General features: G+C 64.2%; 14 protein-coding genes. All 14 read left to right on the plus strand.

Annotation, left to right across the window (positions count from 1 at the left end):
• The first annotated feature begins 7 nt into the window (after nucleotides 1-7).
• Entirely contained in the window at nucleotides 8-1,504 is a 1,497-nt protein-coding gene (locus tag OG709_RS29820; RefSeq protein WP_329168284.1) for a phage portal protein, read from the plus strand.
• Complete coding sequence (locus OG709_RS29825; protein WP_329169232.1) at nucleotides 1,485-2,294, plus strand: hypothetical protein; 810 nt, start codon at nucleotides 1,485-1,487, stop codon at nucleotides 2,292-2,294. Before OG709_RS29820 ends, OG709_RS29825 begins: the two co-directional genes overlap by 20 nt.
• Before the next feature lie 41 nt (nucleotides 2,295-2,335).
• Nucleotides 2,336-2,881 (plus strand): hypothetical protein, encoded by a 546-nt coding sequence (locus OG709_RS29830; protein WP_329168286.1) that lies wholly within the window; start codon nucleotides 2,336-2,338, stop codon nucleotides 2,879-2,881.
• Between the two features lie 22 nt (nucleotides 2,882-2,903).
• Complete coding sequence (locus OG709_RS29835) at nucleotides 2,904-3,299, plus strand: head decoration protein (protein WP_329168288.1); 396 nt, start codon at nucleotides 2,904-2,906, stop codon at nucleotides 3,297-3,299.
• A gap of 13 nt (nucleotides 3,300-3,312) precedes the next feature.
• A complete protein-coding gene (locus OG709_RS29840; protein WP_329168289.1) occupies nucleotides 3,313-4,335 on the plus strand; it encodes a major capsid protein in 1,023 nt (340 codons plus the stop codon).
• A 252-nt stretch (nucleotides 4,336-4,587) separates the two neighbouring features.
• Nucleotides 4,588-4,974, plus strand: a complete 387-nt coding sequence (locus OG709_RS29845; protein ID WP_329168291.1) for a hypothetical protein — start codon at nucleotides 4,588-4,590, stop codon at nucleotides 4,972-4,974.
• Nucleotides 4,965-5,318, plus strand: coding sequence for a hypothetical protein (locus OG709_RS29850; RefSeq protein WP_329168293.1), 354 nt, complete (start codon nucleotides 4,965-4,967; stop codon nucleotides 5,316-5,318). Before OG709_RS29845 ends, OG709_RS29850 begins: the two co-directional genes overlap by 10 nt.
• Nucleotides 5,319-5,669: 351 nt before the next feature.
• Entirely contained in the window at nucleotides 5,670-6,035 is a 366-nt protein-coding gene (locus OG709_RS29855) for a hypothetical protein (RefSeq protein WP_329168294.1), read from the plus strand.
• Between the two features lie 63 nt (nucleotides 6,036-6,098).
• Nucleotides 6,099-6,698, plus strand: coding sequence for a phage tail tube protein (locus tag OG709_RS29860; RefSeq protein WP_329168295.1), 600 nt, complete (start codon nucleotides 6,099-6,101; stop codon nucleotides 6,696-6,698).
• A 116-nt stretch (nucleotides 6,699-6,814) separates the two neighbouring features.
• On the plus strand, nucleotides 6,815-7,135 hold the full coding sequence (locus tag OG709_RS29865; RefSeq protein WP_329168296.1) for a hypothetical protein: 321 nt from the start codon (nucleotides 6,815-6,817) through the stop codon (nucleotides 7,133-7,135).
• 400 nt (nucleotides 7,136-7,535) lie between these two features.
• Nucleotides 7,536-12,536: a hypothetical protein gene (locus tag OG709_RS29870; protein WP_329168297.1), complete on the plus strand. Its 5,001-nt coding sequence runs from the start codon at nucleotides 7,536-7,538 to the stop codon at nucleotides 12,534-12,536.
• A gap of 145 nt (nucleotides 12,537-12,681) precedes the next feature.
• The gene (locus OG709_RS29875) at nucleotides 12,682-14,916 is read left to right on the plus strand and encodes a hypothetical protein (RefSeq protein WP_329168299.1); all 2,235 of its coding nucleotides are present in this window, start codon (nucleotides 12,682-12,684) and stop codon (nucleotides 14,914-14,916) included.
• A complete protein-coding gene (locus tag OG709_RS29880; RefSeq protein WP_329168301.1) occupies nucleotides 14,916-16,028 on the plus strand; it encodes a DUF5047 domain-containing protein in 1,113 nt (370 codons plus the stop codon). The genes OG709_RS29875 and OG709_RS29880 overlap by 1 nt, the downstream gene beginning before the upstream one ends.
• Nucleotides 16,025-16,297, plus strand: coding sequence for a hypothetical protein (locus OG709_RS29885; RefSeq protein ID WP_329168303.1), 273 nt, complete (start codon nucleotides 16,025-16,027; stop codon nucleotides 16,295-16,297). The genes OG709_RS29880 and OG709_RS29885 overlap by 4 nt, the downstream gene beginning before the upstream one ends.
• Nucleotides 16,298-16,321: the final 24 nt, after the last annotated feature.

Genomic DNA, 16,321 nt, shown 5'->3' on the forward strand with positions numbered 1-16,321 from the left:
TCCGCAAGTGCCTGTTGACGCAACAAAGGTCGAATCTCCCGGATGGTGGCTGCAACGGCTCGGTAAGAAGATGCTCGATGAGCGTCAAGACCACCAGGACGCCGACGGCGAGATTATCCCAGGGCTCGACACCCTGACGCGCTACGCCGAAGGTAAGCCGCCGCTTCCTCACGTGCCGGGCATCGACCCGACGGAGGTCGCAGCGTGGATGAAGGACGCTCGAACCAACTGGGCTTCTCTCGTGCTGGATTCGACGACTGAGCGACTCGGAGTCGACGGCTTCCGCTTCGGCGGAACTGACGGAGCTGGAGACAGCGTCAAGGCCGACGACGACGCCAACCGCATCTGGCGTGAGAACCACATGCGCGCAGACTCCGGGCTTGTCCACTACGGCGCCATATCTCAGCGCAGAGCCTTCGTGCTCATCGAGCGTGGACCCGACGGCCGACCGGTACTGACGCACGAGACGCCCCGACAGGTAGCTGTCGAGCACGAACAGGGGAGCCGCCGAAATCTGGCCGCCGGCCTCAAGCTATGGCGCGACGACTGGACTGGCGACACTCGGGCAACGCTCTGGACGCCCACGGATATCTACGAGTTCGCGACCAAGTCGCAGGCGCCGGTATTTGCTGGGGACGCTGCGACGCTCCGCAGTTGGGATGCCATGGCGCTTCCCAACAACACCGACGGACGGGCGCCGAACTTGCTTGGTGACGTCCCGCTTGTGCCGTTCGTCAACCGTCGCAACCGGCGACCGGAGGGGTTCGCGGAGCATGAGGACGTTCTGTCGATTCAGAACCGTATCAATCTCTCGCTGATCAATCTCGTCGCCGCAATGCGCTACGGAGCATTCCGGCAAAGGTACGCCGCTGGCCTGGAGGTCGACGAGGACCCCATTACCGGGAAAGCGATCCAGCCGTTCCAGCTGGACATCCGGAAACTCTGGACGACCGATAACCCCGAAGTGCGTTTTGGGGAATTCGCGGCAACTGATTTGGCGCCGTATGTGCGCGCTGTGACTGCTGCCGTGCAGGATCTCGCCGCGATCTCCCGGACACCCCCGCACTATCTAATTGGCGCAGTGGTGAATGTGAGTGGCGACGCTCTAAAGGCCGCGGAGACTGGTTTGGTGGCGAAGGTCAAGGATCGTCAGACCGAGCTTGGTGAAGGTTGGGAAGGCGTAATGCGCCTGGCTTTCCGCGTGTTGGGTGATGAGGAAAAGGCCAACGCATACGACCTGGAAACCGTCTGGCGAGATCCTGAGTCTCGCACGGTCTCCGAACTGGCTGACGCTGCTGTGAAGAAGCAAGCGGCCGGCGTCCCGTGGCGGCAGCGCATGGAGGACATGGGATATACCCCGACGCAGATTGCCCGCATGGAGATCGACCGTGCGGCGGACGCGCTGAACGCCGACGTCGCGACGGACGCGCAGCCTACGCCGATCCCGATTCAGCGTGATTCGCGGACTGTGATCGGACGTGCTGATGTCACTGACGCCGCTTGATCGCAAGTACGGGCGGGTTATCAGCGGCATTTGGACGACTGTTCTTGGCCGCACTGCTCGCACGTGGACCGGGCTTGGCTCATACCGTGACGCCGACATCACGCGATTCCAGAAGACGGCGTTGCCGATTCTGCTTGCCGGTCAGCGAAACATCGCCTCTCTGACGGCTACGTACCTTGAGCAGCTGTACAAAGACATCTCAGACGAACGGTCTCGCGTAAATCTCGACTTCGACAAGGTGACCGGACGTGCGCTTCGCGACGTCGACCCCGAAGAGGTCTATGCGCGGCCGTTCCATGATGTCTGGTACGCGCTGTCCCAGGGTGAGCCGCTGGACGTCGCCACCGAGCGCGGAGGCAACCGCCTGGAGATCCTGGCGAAAACCGATCTGCAACTAACTCGCACGCACACGGTGCGGGAAGTGGCCGACGAACAGCCAGGCGTCGAGTACACGATTCGTGAGCTACAGGGCGAATACAACTGTGCCTTGTGTTTGATCGCGTCGACACAGCGCTACCACAAGAAAGATCTTGCCCCGATCCACCCGGGCTGCGATTGCCTGGTGAAGACCGTCAAGGCCGACTACGACCCCGGCCAGGTCATCGACGAGGAGAAGCTCGACGCGATCCATAACGCCGTGGAAGCGGCACTGGGAACCTTCGACCGCGGAGGCCGAGCAGTCGACTACCGCAAGATCATCGTTTCGCACGACCACGGGGAAATTGGCCCTGTGCTCGGGTACCGGGGGCAGCGCTTCACTGGCCCTGACGACGTCAACCTTCCGACCTGACGCCCGCCATGGGCTGACGACTCCCGACAGGGGAACACTGCATGCCTGACGAGATCACCACGCCTGCCGTCAACGAGCACGGCTACCCGGACGCCACTCCCGTAACCGAGATGGCCGCGGAGCATCAGGCGGCGTACTGGAAGTATCAGAGCCGGAAGCACGAGCAGCGCGCTTCACAGGCTCCGGATGCTGCGGAACTGGAGCAACTCCGCGCGGCTGCTGCTGAGCTGACGGCTCACAAGGCCGGACAGCTTTCCGACGCTGAGCGTCTCCAGGCTGAGAAGGCGGCAGAGACCGACAAGCGCACGGCCGCGGAACGTGAGCGGGACGAAGCGCGTGCCGAAGCTCTGCGACTGCGCGTAGCCGCTGAGAAGGCGCTGACTCCCGCGCAAGCTGACCGACTCAGGGGTAGCACTCGGGAGGAGCTGGAGGCCGACGCCGATGAGCTGCTGTCTCTGTTTCCCGCGTCGAGCATGAGCCCCGCCCCTGTCGCCCGAGCTGGCGGACCGCGTGGCGTCGACGTCGGAGCGTCTGCCAGCACTGCCAGCGGAGCCGAGAGGTACCGCGCCAAGCACGGCAAGAACTGATCACCAACTCTATGGAGGAACCATGGACCTCAGCCTCAAGACTGAGTCGTTCACGCAGGACCGTCGAGACTGGCTGGGGTCCGCCCACGGCACCGACGCCCCCGTCTCGGCAACCCTGGACGTTTCGAAGTTCACCGCCGGCACCCACTACCCGGACGGCTACATCAAGAGCGGCGTCCCGCTGGGGAAGATCACCGCGACCGGGCTCTACGGCCCCTACGACGACGCCGCGAGTGATGGTCGTCAGACCCTCGTGGGCTTCCTCTTCACCGCGCAGGACGTCAATGCGCGGCGCGTCGCTTCGACGAAGGTCGTCGGCTCGATGCTCGTCCACTGCTTCATCCGCGAGGCGAAGCTCCCCGTCGCCGTCGACGCTGCCGGGAAGATCGACGTCGCCGGCCGCATCATCTTCGTCTGAGAGGTAGTACAGAATGCAGCTCATCACCGAGTACGCGACCCCCGCGGAACTCACGGGTTACGCCCGTGAGGCACTCCGGGACAGGGAAGAGAACCAGTTCAGTCTGAACCGTTGGCTGCCGAACCACACGGTCAACGACCTTTCGTTCCGGTTCAACCGTGGTGGTGGTGGTCTCGTTGAGGCGGCTGTCTACCGCGCCTACGACGCTGAGTCGGACATCGGTAGCCGGTCTGGTGGCGCCCGCGTGAGCGGCGAACTGCCTGCCATCAGCCGGAAGATGCCGGTAGGCGAGTACGAGCAGATCCGCATGCGCAACGTCGACTCTCAGAACGCTGAGATCCGCGACGCCATGGAATCCGACGCCGTCAAGCTTGTCAGTGCCATCGCGGCCCGAACCGAGCTGGCTCGTGGCGAGGCGCTGTTCACTGGCGCTGTTCACCTGAACGAGAACAACGTTCAGGCGTCGGTCGACTTCGGCCGCAACGCCTCGCACACCGTCACTGCTACGAAGGTGTGGAGCGATCCGACCGCCAAGGCGTTTGACGACCTTCAGGCATGGCTGGAGACCTACAACGCCACCAACGGCGTGATGCCCACCACGACGCTGATGTCCCGCAAGGTCTACAACGCCATGCGGACCAACCCCCAGATGATCGCGCTTGCGTTCGCTGGGCAGAACGGTGCACCCGGCATCCTGACACGGGACATGCTGAACACCACGCTCGGGCAGTACGACATTCCGCCCGTCGAGATCTACGACGCACAAGTGTCTGTTGCTGGCGTGGCGACCCGCATCACTCCCGCGAACGGTCTGGCATTCCTTCCCGCGCAGGGTCCCAGTGCCGGTCAGACCCTGTGGGGCGTCCCGGTCGAGGCGAACGACCCGCGGTACGGCCTGGCCGGTGACGGCGCTGGGGTGGCGGTTGGCGGCTACAAGAGCGAGGACCCACAGACCGTGTGGACCCGTGCGACGGCCATCGTCCTCCCGGTCGTGGCGGCTCCTGACCTGACGTTCGCGGCCACTGTGCTCGCCTGATCACGTAAGACACTCACGGAAAGGGCCGAACTGTGGCCAAGCTACGAGCCCATGTCCATGTGAAGGACAGCGCGGGCCAGATCCACGTGTTCGGCCCTGACGACGAGGTGCCCGAGTGGGCACAGGGCGAGATCACACACCCGATGGCGTGGGAGGGTGGCGAGCTGCCTACCGTAAGGCGCCTTACGGACCCCGACCCCGCCAAGAAGGCTCCCGCGAAGCGCGCGGCTCCACGCCGGAAGGCGGTGGGCGATGGCGCTGCTGGTGCAGAGTGAGTTGGAGGCGCTGACGGGCCGCGCCTACACCGTCGATCAGTTCGCGGTCATCGACCTGATGACCACAGACACCATCGCGGGTGAAGTGGGGGGCCGACTGACAGACCCCCCGCAGCCCGGAGTGAAGACGATCGCGCTGTCGCTGGCCTCCCGAGTGCTCACCAACGCGGGGGGCGTCAGCTCCGAGCAAGCAGGCGGAATGCTGATCAGCTACTTCGCCGGACAGATCGGCAAGGCTCTGTCGGACGACGAGCGTAGACGCCTGAGACGGGCCGTAGGGCTGGCTTCTGGCGCCTCTTCGCTGAACATCGCGCCGCAGGACACTTGCGATGGCCTGGAGCGCTGGGGGGCCGTATGGGGCTGATCTCCGACCTCATGTCACAGACGTGGCAGATCGAGCGGGCCGGCGAACCTACACGGGACTCCACCGGCACCTACGTGCCCGGTCCACTGACGTACATCACGGTGACGCGCTGCGCAGTGATGAGCCCCTATGGCGTCACGGTCGGCTCGTCCTCCGAGGTGCACGACGCGTCGGACACCGTCACCACTCGGCGGGTGTTCGCCGCTCCGCTCGGCACTGACGTTCGCTCGGGCGACCGCATCACGCGCGACGGTGAGAAGTGGGACGTGATTGGTACCCCGCTCATCCTCCCGCTGACGTCACTGGCACGCGTGGAGGCGGCTCTGAAGGAGGTGACCGGCTGATGGCGTATCGATCCCGCTATACCGGTCGATACTCCGGCATCGGCAAGATGCTGACGAGGCCCTGGCTACAGGCTCCGTGCCTCGTAGCCGCCGGAAAGATCATGGCAGAGGCACAGACCGTATCCCCGACGGGAGACCCCGAAGAGGATCGGCACCCTGGGATGTACCGCGCGTCGTTCGAGGTACTGCCGATCTATAAGAACGTTCCGTTCAGGGGCAAGCCCCGGCAGCGTGGCAGCGCCAGAGTGATCAACCGTGCTCCCCATGCCTGGCGCGTGGAGCACGGAGATGGGCGTGTTCCGCGGTACGCCCCACTTCAGAAGGCGATCGACGCTGCGAAGGCGTCGCACAGTGGCTGACATCGAAGCGGTTCTAGCCCCTTGGGCGGAAGCAACCTTCGGCGCGTTCGGCTGTGCTGAAACTCCCGCCGACCTGGAGCAGCGTCTACCCGTCATCCGCGTGGAGCGGCTCGGCGGCAGCGACGACAGATTCACGCGGCGCCCGACCGTGGCGGTCGACGTGTTCGCGGCCACGGCCGACGAGGCGCGATCACTGGCCGACTGCGTAAGGGATGCGCTCGTGTTCCTCACTGGTCCCGTGAACGGCGCGGTTATCCGCTCCGTCCGCTGTGATGCCGGACCGTCCCGCCAGCCGTGGGCCAACGAGGCCATCCACCGGCGTGGCGCCACGTACACCGTGAGCCTCCGGGACGCATAGCCACCTGACCACTCATCCGCGTGAATCGAATTGCGCGGAACTTTCGCATGCCTTGGAGGCATCATGGCGGACACCCGCAATGCGGATCTGACCTTTGGCGCTACTGACTACCTCGTCAGTATGGCGCCACTCAACACCATTTCCCCCACCGGTTTCGCTGACCTTGCTGACCCGTGGCAGTGCCTTGGGTGGGTGACCACCGACGGCGGGCTTTTCAAGATTACCGAAGAGACCAAGGACATCGAGGCGGCTGGCAGCCTGGAGCCCATTCGTACTCTTCTGACGAAGAGCACGAAGAGCCTTCAGGTCACCTTCCTGGAGGGTATTAACCCTCTCGTCCGCAGCCTGTACGACAACGTTCCGGCGTCCCTGCTGAAGCCGACGACCGACATGGCGTCGTACGACCTCCCAGACCAGCCGAACGACCTCCGCTATGCATTCTGCTTCGACACCATGGACGGTGACAAGCAGATGCGCCTCTACATGCCGAACGGAAAGGTCACCGAGAGGGGCGACGAACAGCCGCAGACCGGTGACGCTATGTCCGTGGAAATGACTTTCACGTTCTACAAGGGCGCCACCGGAAACGCTGTGAAGCGCATCCTCTCGTATGGCGGCGTCGACGTCTCGGGGTTTTTCCCCACCGAGGGTGGCGGCAGCTGAGATAGCCGCCCACGCATTCCAGTGGAGCCCTGTACCGCGCGGGTCCGGGGCTCCGCTTCACCACTGAACTACCGACCCGCGCAATTGAACTCACCTGACATAGGAGACCCGCGCGCATGACTGAGAACACCGCTGCTGCTAACCAGGAGATCGAAGCGGCTGACGGCTACGGCGTCGCCAAGCTGGCCGGGCGCGACCTGCGGATTAAGGCGGTGGGCCAGTGGCGTCCGTCGTACCTCCGAGCCCTGCGGCTGGGCGACTACGACACATGGGCCGAAGGCGCGCTGCACGAGGACGACGTTCAGATTTTCATAGACACTGACGCCACGTTTGACGAGATCAACGAATTTACGTCCGCAGCCATGGAGGCATCCGGGGAGGCCCCGGGAAAGTCTGGTGGACCCTCGAAGTCCTCACGGAGCACGCGGAGGCGCTAGAGGCGGATCTAGCGTTCCGCGGTATCGACCTACTGGACGTCTACCGCGGAGGGCTGTCTATCCGTCGCCTCCGAATTCTGATCGAGCACCTCCCGCCCGAGTCAGCGACGAAGACGGAGATACGCAACGCGATACCCGAGAACGCGCTCTCAACACCCGGCAACTACCGCCCCGATCGGGCGGCTTGGAGTGGTGTGGAAATGCTCCTCGCTGGCATCAAAGACGAGATCACACTCTCGCGGTCGGTAGCCATTGCAGCAGCCGGAGGCAAACCACCCGATTTCACGCCCACTTCACGCCCCGGAATACCCCCGACGTCGAACAGCGCCCGACAGGGGCTGACCGACGAGCAGCGCCGCGCGCTTGATCCGCGGCTGAGAAACCAGCCGTAGGAGGCGTGATGCCAGATCTTGACATTGTAGGCAGTGCTGCTGTCGACGTGGTGCCCATTGTTCCGAATTTCCACACTCGCCTGAAGGCCCTTGTCCTCCCCATCGCTGACAAAGTCGGCGAAGAGGCTGGCCGGAAGATGGGCGACGCGATATCGAGAAGTATTGTCGTCGCCATCCCTGACGCCATCAACACGGGCGGGAAGGCGGGCGTTCGCGCTGCGGGCCGTCAAGGTGACGACGCCGGAGGTGCGTTCAGCCGCTCTATCCGGCGCAAGCTCGACGCCGCCTTCAAGGCCATGCCGAAGTTGAACGTCAAACTCGGAGACACGGGCGTTGACGCCGAACTGGACCGCATCCGGGCCAAGATGGAATCTCTCTCCACCAAGCGAATTGGCATCGACGTGTCCGCGGAGGCGGCTGCCGTCGAGGTCGACAAGTTGGAAGAGAAGCTGCGTGTCCTCGGGGCGGCGCACCCCAATGTTGCGGTGCGCGTTGACACTGCCGCCGCTCGTGCTGCTCTCGTGGAGATCCGCGACGAGATCGCAGCCGTAACCGCGACTCCGGGGCGCGTTCGGCTGGAGACCGACGGCACGTTCGGTGCCAAGTTGCGCGCCGTTGTCGCGGAGGCACAGGCATCCCTGCCTGAGATCAACATCGATGCGGACACAGACCCTGCACGGGCCCAAATCCAGTCCCTGCGGGCGCAGTTGGCGGCACTCTCTGATGCCCGTGTCGGGATCGACATCGACGCCGCAACGGCGTTGGCGAAGATCGACGAAATCAAGGTCAAGCTGGAGACGTTGGCCGCGCGCAGTCCGCACATTGACGTGCGCGTCGATGCCGCAGCCGCCTCCGCGCAGCTCGCTGCGTTGCACGCATTGGCCGACCGTGGCGACACGTTCAACATCAGGGCCGTTGCGGACACAGCTGGAGCTTCCTCCGCTCTGATGGCGCTCGGGATCCAGGCTGCTGCACTCGTGCTGATCCCCGCCGTACCCGCTGCGCTCGTAGGTCTGGGCTCCATCGCTGCCATGGCGACGGCAGCCGGCGCAGGTCTCGGCGCCCTGGCGCTCGCAGGCATTCCCGCGATCAAGGGCGTCACGGAAGCACTTGCAGCGAAGTCAGCCGCGGAGAAGGACGCCACCACGGCGACGTCTAACGGCGCCAAGACGATGGTTCAGGCACAACAGCGCGCGATCCAGATGGCCTCCGCGCAGCAGTCGCTTGCAGCGGCACACCGCAACGCAGCCCGGTCTATTGCCTCGTCGAACCAGGCCGTCGCCGACGCTGAGCGCTCTCTCGCGCAGGCGTCGCAGCGTGCAGCGGACCAGCGCCGCACATCGGCTGAATCCGTGGAGCGCGCGGAACGGTCCCTGTCCGACGCCCAGCGCTCCGCGAAGCAGGCGGAGGAGGCGTTGACGCAGGCCCGTGCCGACGCCGCGCAGCAGCTGAAGGACCTGAACGACCAGCTCACTGACGGCGCCCTGGACCAGCGCGACGCCACTCTGCGCGTGCAGGAGGCGCAGGCGGATCTAGCGAAGACCCTCGCAGACCCGCGCTCGTCCCGTCTTCAGATCGAGCGAGCCCAGCTGGCCGCGGACCAGGCGGTGCAGAACGCGAAGGAACAGAAGCAGTCCTACGCCGACCTCCAGAAATCTGCCGCTGCTCAGCAGAAGGCAGGCATCAGCGGGAACGCTGCGGTCAAGTCCGCCGCTCAGGGTGTCGCCGACGCTCAGCGCAACGTAGCCGACCAGACGAAGGCCGTTGCCGACGCTCAGCGGGAAGCCGCTCGCGCACAGGCCGACGCCGCCCAGACCGTCGCGGACGCTCAGCGCGGGGTGACGAAGGCGGTCCAGGCGGCTGCTGACGCTCAGGTGTCCGCGGCTGACTCCATCGCGTCGGCAGAACGGGGCGTGCAGTCGGCCCGCCTCTCGGGCATCGACACGTCGACGAAGGCGGTCACGAAGACCGACGAACTACGCAAGGCACTCGCCAAGCTGACGCCTGAGCAGCGTGACCTGTACGACTCGATCGCCGGCCCGACGGGGCTCAAGCAGGCATTCACCGACTGGTCAAAGTCCCTTCAGCCGCAGACACTTCCGCTCTTCGTGCGCGGCGTGAATGCGGCCAAGGGATCACTTCCCGGTCTGACGCCTTTGGTGGCGGCTGCGGCCGACGCTATCGGGAGCCTCTTCGACAAGGCGTCGGCGAACCTGAAGCAGCCTTTTTGGAAGAGCTTCAAGAAGGACATCGACGGATCCGCCAAGCCTGCAATCGTCGGCATCGGAACGGCGTTTGGGAACGTTCTCAAGGGTGTTGCCGGGATGATCGACGCGTTCCTTCCTCACATGGACGGAATCGTCAAGGAGTCCGACAAAGTCACCGGTCGTTTCGCGCGTTGGGGGAGCAGCCTTAAAGGCTCTCCCGCATTTGAGAAGTTCCTCGCATACGTCAAGTCGACGGCTCCAGGGCTGGCCTCGTTCCTCGGCAAGGTCCTGTCATCTGCACTGGATCTGTCGAAGGCTATTTCGCCGCTATCCGGTGCGATGTTCACAGTACTAGCACCGCTCTTCGATGCCATCTCATGGGTATCGACGAACTTCCCCGGAGCTATTCAGCTTCTGTGGGGGCTGTACGCCGCCAACAAGGCCGTGAAACTCGGAATGTTGGCACTGGCGGGGGCGTCGGCTGCCTACGAGATCGCGATGGCCGGTATGACCTTGGCGACGGCGGGATGGGGCGCAGCGGTTCAGGCAACGGGAATTGTCCCGGTCATTGAGGCTATCGTCCTGGTAATCGCGCTCCTCGTGATCGGTGTCATCTACGCTTACAAGCACTTCACTTGGTTCCGTGTAGCGGTCGACACCGCTTGGGCAGGTATCAAGGTCGCGACCATGTTCCTGTGGGACGCGGTCCTGAAGCCCACCTTCGACGCTATTTGGTGGGCGCTCCAGAAGGTTGGAGCAGCCGCAATGTGGTTGTGGAAGAACGCCATCAAGCCAGCGTTCGACTTCATCGCGCCTTACGCGAAGATGCTGTTCACGGCACTGGTGGTAGTGCTGCTCACGCCTGCGTATCTGGCGTTCAAGCTTCTCGGAGCTACGGCTTCCTGGTTGTGGAAGAACGCGATCAAACCCTCGTTCAACGCCATTGGAGCCGGGGCAACTTGGCTGTGGAAGAGCGTCATTTCCCCGGTTTTCGGCTGGATAGGAGACAAGGCAACGTGGCTGTACGACAAGGCCATCAAGCCAGCTTTCCGCAGCATCAAGGGGCAGTTCAGCGACGTCGGTACCGGGGCGAAATGGCTCTGGAGTAACGCGATCAAGCCGGTTTTTGGTTGGATTGGCGACAAGGCGAGCTGGCTTTACAACAAGGGCATTAAACCGCCGTTCGACGCTATGAAGAAGGCTGTTGCGTCGGTAGCGTCTTCCTTCGGCGTCGGACGCGACAGTATTCGCAAAGCGTGGGACGAGATCGCGGGTATCGCGAAGAAGCCCGTCAAGTTCGTCGTCGACCACGTATACAACGAGGCTATCGTCCCGCTCTGGAATAACGTAGCCAGGATCACGGGCGCCAAGAAGCTAACGGCGATGAAGGGTTACGCAACTGGCGGCGTCATTCCCGGCTACACCCCAGGTCGTGATAACCAGCTGATCGCCGTTGGCGGTGGTGAGGCCATCATGCGCCCCGAGGTGACGCGCGCAGTTGGCGCGGGACGGATTCACGCTCTCAATGCCGCAGCTCGTGGCGGAGGCGTGGCAGGCGTGCAGCGCGCAATCAGCGCCGGAACACCTGCATTCAAGGACGGTGGCATCGTCGGCTGGTTCAAGGACAAGGGTAAGGCTGTCGGAGACTTCGTTTCCGGAGCTGCTGACTCGCTGAACCCTACGAGATTGTTCAGCCAGGCGAGTAATGCCGTCAGTAACATGATGGACCCGATCCGAAAAAACCCGTGGTCAAAGGAAATCGCCAAGCTACCCATGCGGATGCTGAGTGGTCTGAAAGATCAGGCACTTGGCTGGCTATCGGGTGGCGGGGGCGACGGAGGTGCGAACGTCGCGCGCGGTCTCGCGTGGGCCAAGACGCAGAACGGCAAGCCTTATCAGTGGGGTGGGAACGGTAACCCCTCGTGGGACTGCTCCGGCTTCATGTCCGCCATTGAGTCCGTCATCCGCGGCCAGGCCCCGCACCGACGGTGGGCAACCGGTGCATTCTCCGGTGACCGTGCCCCCGCGGGCTGGGTGCACAACTTGGCGGCACCGTTCCAGATCGGTGTCACCAACAAGGGCGTCGGCCACACGGCCGGCACGCTCGCGGGCGTCAACGTCGAGTCCCGTGCAGGCGGCATCCACGTCGGCAAGTCCGCACGTGGCGCGCATGACAGCTATTTCGACGGCGTGTACGGCTTCAGGCCGTCGATTGGGTCCGCGGGCAGCGCAACGGCCACCGGTCCCGCTCAGACCGCAGCTCGGCAGATGCTCGGCGAGTTCGGATGGGGCGACTCCCAGTGGGCCCCACTCAAGGCTCTGTGGCAGCACGAGTCGGGATGGCGTGTCAACGCCCAGAACCCGAATAGCCCAGCCTACGGCATCCCGCAGGCGCTCCCCGGAAGCAAGATGGCATCGGTCGGATCCGACTGGCGCACCAACCCGCTCACTCAGATCAAGTGGGGGCTTGGGTACATCAAGGGCCGACCCGACTACGGCTCTCCTGCCGAAGCCTGGTCGAAGTGGCAAGCAAGATCGCCGCACTGGTACGACAACGGTGGCTATCTTCAGCCCGGCCTCAACCTCGTCGCCAACGGCACGGGGCAGCCGGAGCCGGTATTCACCTCCGGCCAGTGGGACGACATCCGATCGTCTAAGGCGGGCTCGGCGGCTACCCAGTCGCTGAACGCCGTGGTCCACGTCTACGTGGGCGACCGTGAGATCACCGACATCGTCGACACCCGCATTGAGATGGCCGACGCGTCAGCAGCATCCGACCTCAACACCGGAAGGTGGATCTAACCATGCCCGACGGCTCCCCGCTCGACCCCGCACCCGACGAGGGCGGGGAGACACCGGTCTACACGGCTCCTGCGGAGGAGCCGCCCCCGAATCCGGACTCTCAGCCCTCCCGGGGTGAGCCCGGAGCAACAGGCGGAGGTACCGGATGAGCGTCGCCGTCAACCTCCTGTCCGCCAACGTCTCCGGAATGGAGACGGACGCCAACGGGTGGACCGCAGGGACCAACACCACGCGGACCCGGTCAACGACTCGCTGGTACGCCGGCGCCGCATCCCTCCTTCTGACAGCTACGGCCGCAGGCTCCGTGACGGCTACCACCACAGCACGGGTGGCGGTCACGGGCAGCACGGTCTACATGGCGTACGCATATTTCCAGGGTGCGCCTGCGTTGGCCGGTCAGACGTCACAGGTACGGATCGACTTCTACGCCGGCGCCACGGGAGGCACGGCGCTGGCGTCCGCCACCAGTGCGGCGGCACCTATGCCGGTCTCGTCCGCGTGGCAGACTCCATGCCCAATTGTCATGGCGACCTCACCAAGCAACGCGCTGTATGCCTCCATCACGGTGACGGCGTCCGGTGTCGGAGCGGGCAGCAGTACCGCCGTCGATGTGGTCTCGTTCGGGATCCCCTACGTCATCACGAACAACCTGATCGACTACAACACCCAGGGCTGTGAGGTGGACACGTCCGGGTGGAGGGCACAGACCAACTGCATCGTCGGCCGTACTTCGGCACTGAGTTACGAGGGCTGGTGGTCCCAGACCATCACGGCCGTTGCGGCGGGCAACACGGAGTCCCGCACCGTGTCCACGTGGCCTGTGACGGAAGGCACCGAATACACCGCTTTCGCGTGGGTGCAGGCGCCCGCAGCCTCGATGGAGTTCCGTACACAGATCCTGTGGTACGACGCATCTGGCGCTGGCATTGGGTCGCGTAGCACCTACTCGTGGTACCCCGCAGCAACAACATGGACGAGATGTGCCGTCATTGCGACCGCCCCCGCTGGGGCAGTTTCGGCACGCGTCGCGCTCAGCCCGCAGGCGACGGCCGCAGGGCAGACATGGACGGTCGACCAGGTCGGCTTCACCGTCGCGCCTGTCACGGCGGGCAACCTGCTGACCTTCCGAGATCAGTCATTCGAGACCGACGTCTCTGGCTGGACGGCTACCGCTGGTTGCTCGATCACCCGCTCCACGGCTCAGCAGTGGGATGGCCAGGGATCCATGCGGATCACGGGCACCGGCACGGGCGACGCAGTAGTGATGCTGGCGTCCCCACTCCCCGTAACGGCCCGTCAGGCGTACCGGATTTCCCCGCACGTCTATCATGCGTCAACGACCCCCGCGATGGTCGTCGATATGTCGTTCACCTGGCTGGACGCTGACGGATCCATCGTCAGCGCGAGCTACTACCGCTGGAACACTGCGACGGCAGCCGGTTGGTACTCCTTAACAGGCAGCGCCGTAGCACCTGCCGGTGCGGTCACGATGCAGGTCGGGCTGCGAGTCCTCGGGATGTCGGCTGGCGCCACAGCCTACGTCGACGCCATCACGGTGACAGCCGGAGGCGTAGGTGTCACCGCGGACCTGATCCCGGGCGCATACGGTGCACGCATCACGATGCAGGGCCTGACCACGGACGGATTCACGTACTGGGGCCTATACCGCATGGCGCCTGACGGGACCATGGTGGCAGTCCGCGGGCCGTCAGGCGATCTCATTCAGACGCCTATCACGGGTGACCTGGCGGTGGCGGAGGACTACGAGGCTCCGCTAGGTGTGGAACTCGTCTACTACCTATGGCTGTACACACGGCCTACGGTACGCACATATGCGTCAGCACCGATCACGCTGCCCGCCCCGACGTCGACGAACATCATCATCAGGGATCCCGGACTGCCAGCCCGGTGGACTACGGCGGTGGTCGAGAGCGGCGGCATGCCGGACTGGACGCGCTCCGCACGCCAAGGCGTCAATCAGGTCCGTGGCCGTGCCCGCCCCATTGTCATTTCAGACGTGCGCGCGTCGCGTACAGGAACACTGACTCTGGTGACGGAGACACGTGACGAGGTGAACACCCTGTGGTGGTTGCTCGACACCGGAAACACCCTGCTACTCCAGTGGCCGACGGCGTGGGGCGAGGCTGACGTCTACGTGCAGGTGGGAGACGTCGCCGAAACGCACGTTGCTGACTATGCGCCGTACCAGGACCGCACATGGAGCATCCCCCTGACGGAGGTGGACCGTCCGTCAGGTGGCATCACTGGCAGCAGCAACCGCACATGGGACACCGTCAGCACCGAACGTAGCGACTGGTTGGGCGTACTGACCGGAGCACAAAACTGGCTGGACGTCTATACCGGGGTGGTGAACAGCTGATGCAGGAAATTTCAGCAGCCTTCCGCCAGGCACTCACGAGTTCGCACAGCATCGTCGTGCGGGTCGACGCGTATTATGCCGGCGCACTCGTGCTGGCGGACCTACCGATCTCCGACGGGTCCGTCACGGTGGACCGCGGATCGAAAACCCGCCGCTCCCTCTCGCTCACCATCGCGGACGTCGCGCTCCTCCCATGGGACGCAATGGATCCTCTCGCCGTGTACGGGCAACAGCTCGTAGTACGGCGGGGGATCCGGTTCGCCAACGGCACCGTGGAAATGCTCGAACTCGGCACGTTCCGTATCGACGAGCCGTCGGGTGACGTGCATTTCGGCCCGGTGACTCTGACGGGGAAGAGTCGCGAACAGTCAATCATCGACGACAAGTTCATTGCCCCGACGACAACACGCGGACAGGGAACATGTGTTGAGGCAATGGCATTTCTTATCCACCAGACGCAGCCGACAGCATCGGTAATAAATCTGACGCACGACCAGCGGAATCCCACGTGCGCCGTTGCGACATGGGACGCAAATTCTGACCGGTGGGATGCGGTAACTCAGATCGCAACCGCGATGAATGCGGAGATCTACGTCGATCACCTGGACCGCTTCGTCATCCGCGATATCCCCAACGTGTTTACCGATCCGGTTGCATGGGAGATCGCGGAGGGGGAGGGGGGAACGCTGATGTCCGCCTCGCGTTCAATGTCGCGCACGGCAGTTTGTAATGCCGTTGTGGTGTCGGGTGAAAACTCGGCTGCGGGAACGGCTCCGGTTAGCGCCGTTGCCTACGACAACAGCCCCAACAGCCCGACCCGGTGGAGCGGTCCCTACGGTCACGCGCCGAAAACGTATAGCTCTGCGCTGATCACGTCGACGGGGCAGGCGCAGATAGCGGCAAATGCAATGCTCGCCGACGCTACGGCGCCAAATGTGCAGACGTCGATAGCGACCGTTCCGAATCCAGCGCTGGAGGCGGGTGATTGCCTCCGACTCGTGTACGGGGGACGGAAAGAGCTGGCTCTCGCGCAGACATTCACGGTCCCCCTGACGGCGGAAGGTGACTTCCCCCTGACGCTCCGCGGGAACAAGGAGGAGCAAGACGTATGACCCACCTGACACCTGGTGCTGTACGGCGCTCAGAGGCGGTACAGCGGGCTGCTTCACGTGCGGTGACACAGGAGGCCGCAGCCTGGTTTCTGGCCTCTGTAGCGGCCACACACACGGACGGCACTGTGGACATTGCGACGGCTCTCGGGCCAGTGGCGAGCGTGCGCCGGCTGAAGAGCTACACGAGCCCGGTCGTGAATGACGTCGTCATGGTGACGCGCAATGCAGACGGCAATTGGCTCGTCATCGGTGCGCTCGCTACCTCCTGACGTCCAATTGACTTGAGAGACGGA

Source organism: Streptomyces sp. NBC_01267 (assembly GCF_036241575.1).
In the GTDB taxonomy this organism is placed as follows: Bacteria; Actinomycetota; Actinomycetes; order Streptomycetales; family Streptomycetaceae; genus Streptomyces.

Coding starts and splice junctions, on each gene's coding strand:
- OG709_RS29825 (WP_329169232.1), top strand. CDS start 1,485: ATGTCACTGACGCCGCTTGATCGCAAGTACGGGCGGGTTATCAGCGGC.
- OG709_RS29830 (WP_329168286.1), top strand. CDS start 2,336: ATGCCTGACGAGATCACCACGCCTGCCGTCAACGAGCACGGCTACCCG.
- OG709_RS29835 (WP_329168288.1), top strand. CDS start 2,904: ATGGACCTCAGCCTCAAGACTGAGTCGTTCACGCAGGACCGTCGAGAC.
- OG709_RS29840 (WP_329168289.1), top strand. CDS start 3,313: ATGCAGCTCATCACCGAGTACGCGACCCCCGCGGAACTCACGGGTTAC.
- OG709_RS29845 (WP_329168291.1), top strand. CDS start 4,588: ATGGCGCTGCTGGTGCAGAGTGAGTTGGAGGCGCTGACGGGCCGCGCC.
- OG709_RS29850 (WP_329168293.1), top strand. CDS start 4,965: ATGGGGCTGATCTCCGACCTCATGTCACAGACGTGGCAGATCGAGCGG.
- OG709_RS29860 (WP_329168295.1), top strand. CDS start 6,099: ATGGCGGACACCCGCAATGCGGATCTGACCTTTGGCGCTACTGACTAC.
- OG709_RS29865 (WP_329168296.1), top strand. CDS start 6,815: ATGACTGAGAACACCGCTGCTGCTAACCAGGAGATCGAAGCGGCTGAC.
- OG709_RS29870 (WP_329168297.1), top strand. CDS start 7,536: ATGCCAGATCTTGACATTGTAGGCAGTGCTGCTGTCGACGTGGTGCCC.
- OG709_RS29875 (WP_329168299.1), top strand. CDS start 12,682: ATGAGCGTCGCCGTCAACCTCCTGTCCGCCAACGTCTCCGGAATGGAG.
- OG709_RS29880 (WP_329168301.1), top strand. CDS start 14,916: ATGCAGGAAATTTCAGCAGCCTTCCGCCAGGCACTCACGAGTTCGCAC.
- OG709_RS29885 (WP_329168303.1), top strand. CDS start 16,025: ATGACCCACCTGACACCTGGTGCTGTACGGCGCTCAGAGGCGGTACAG.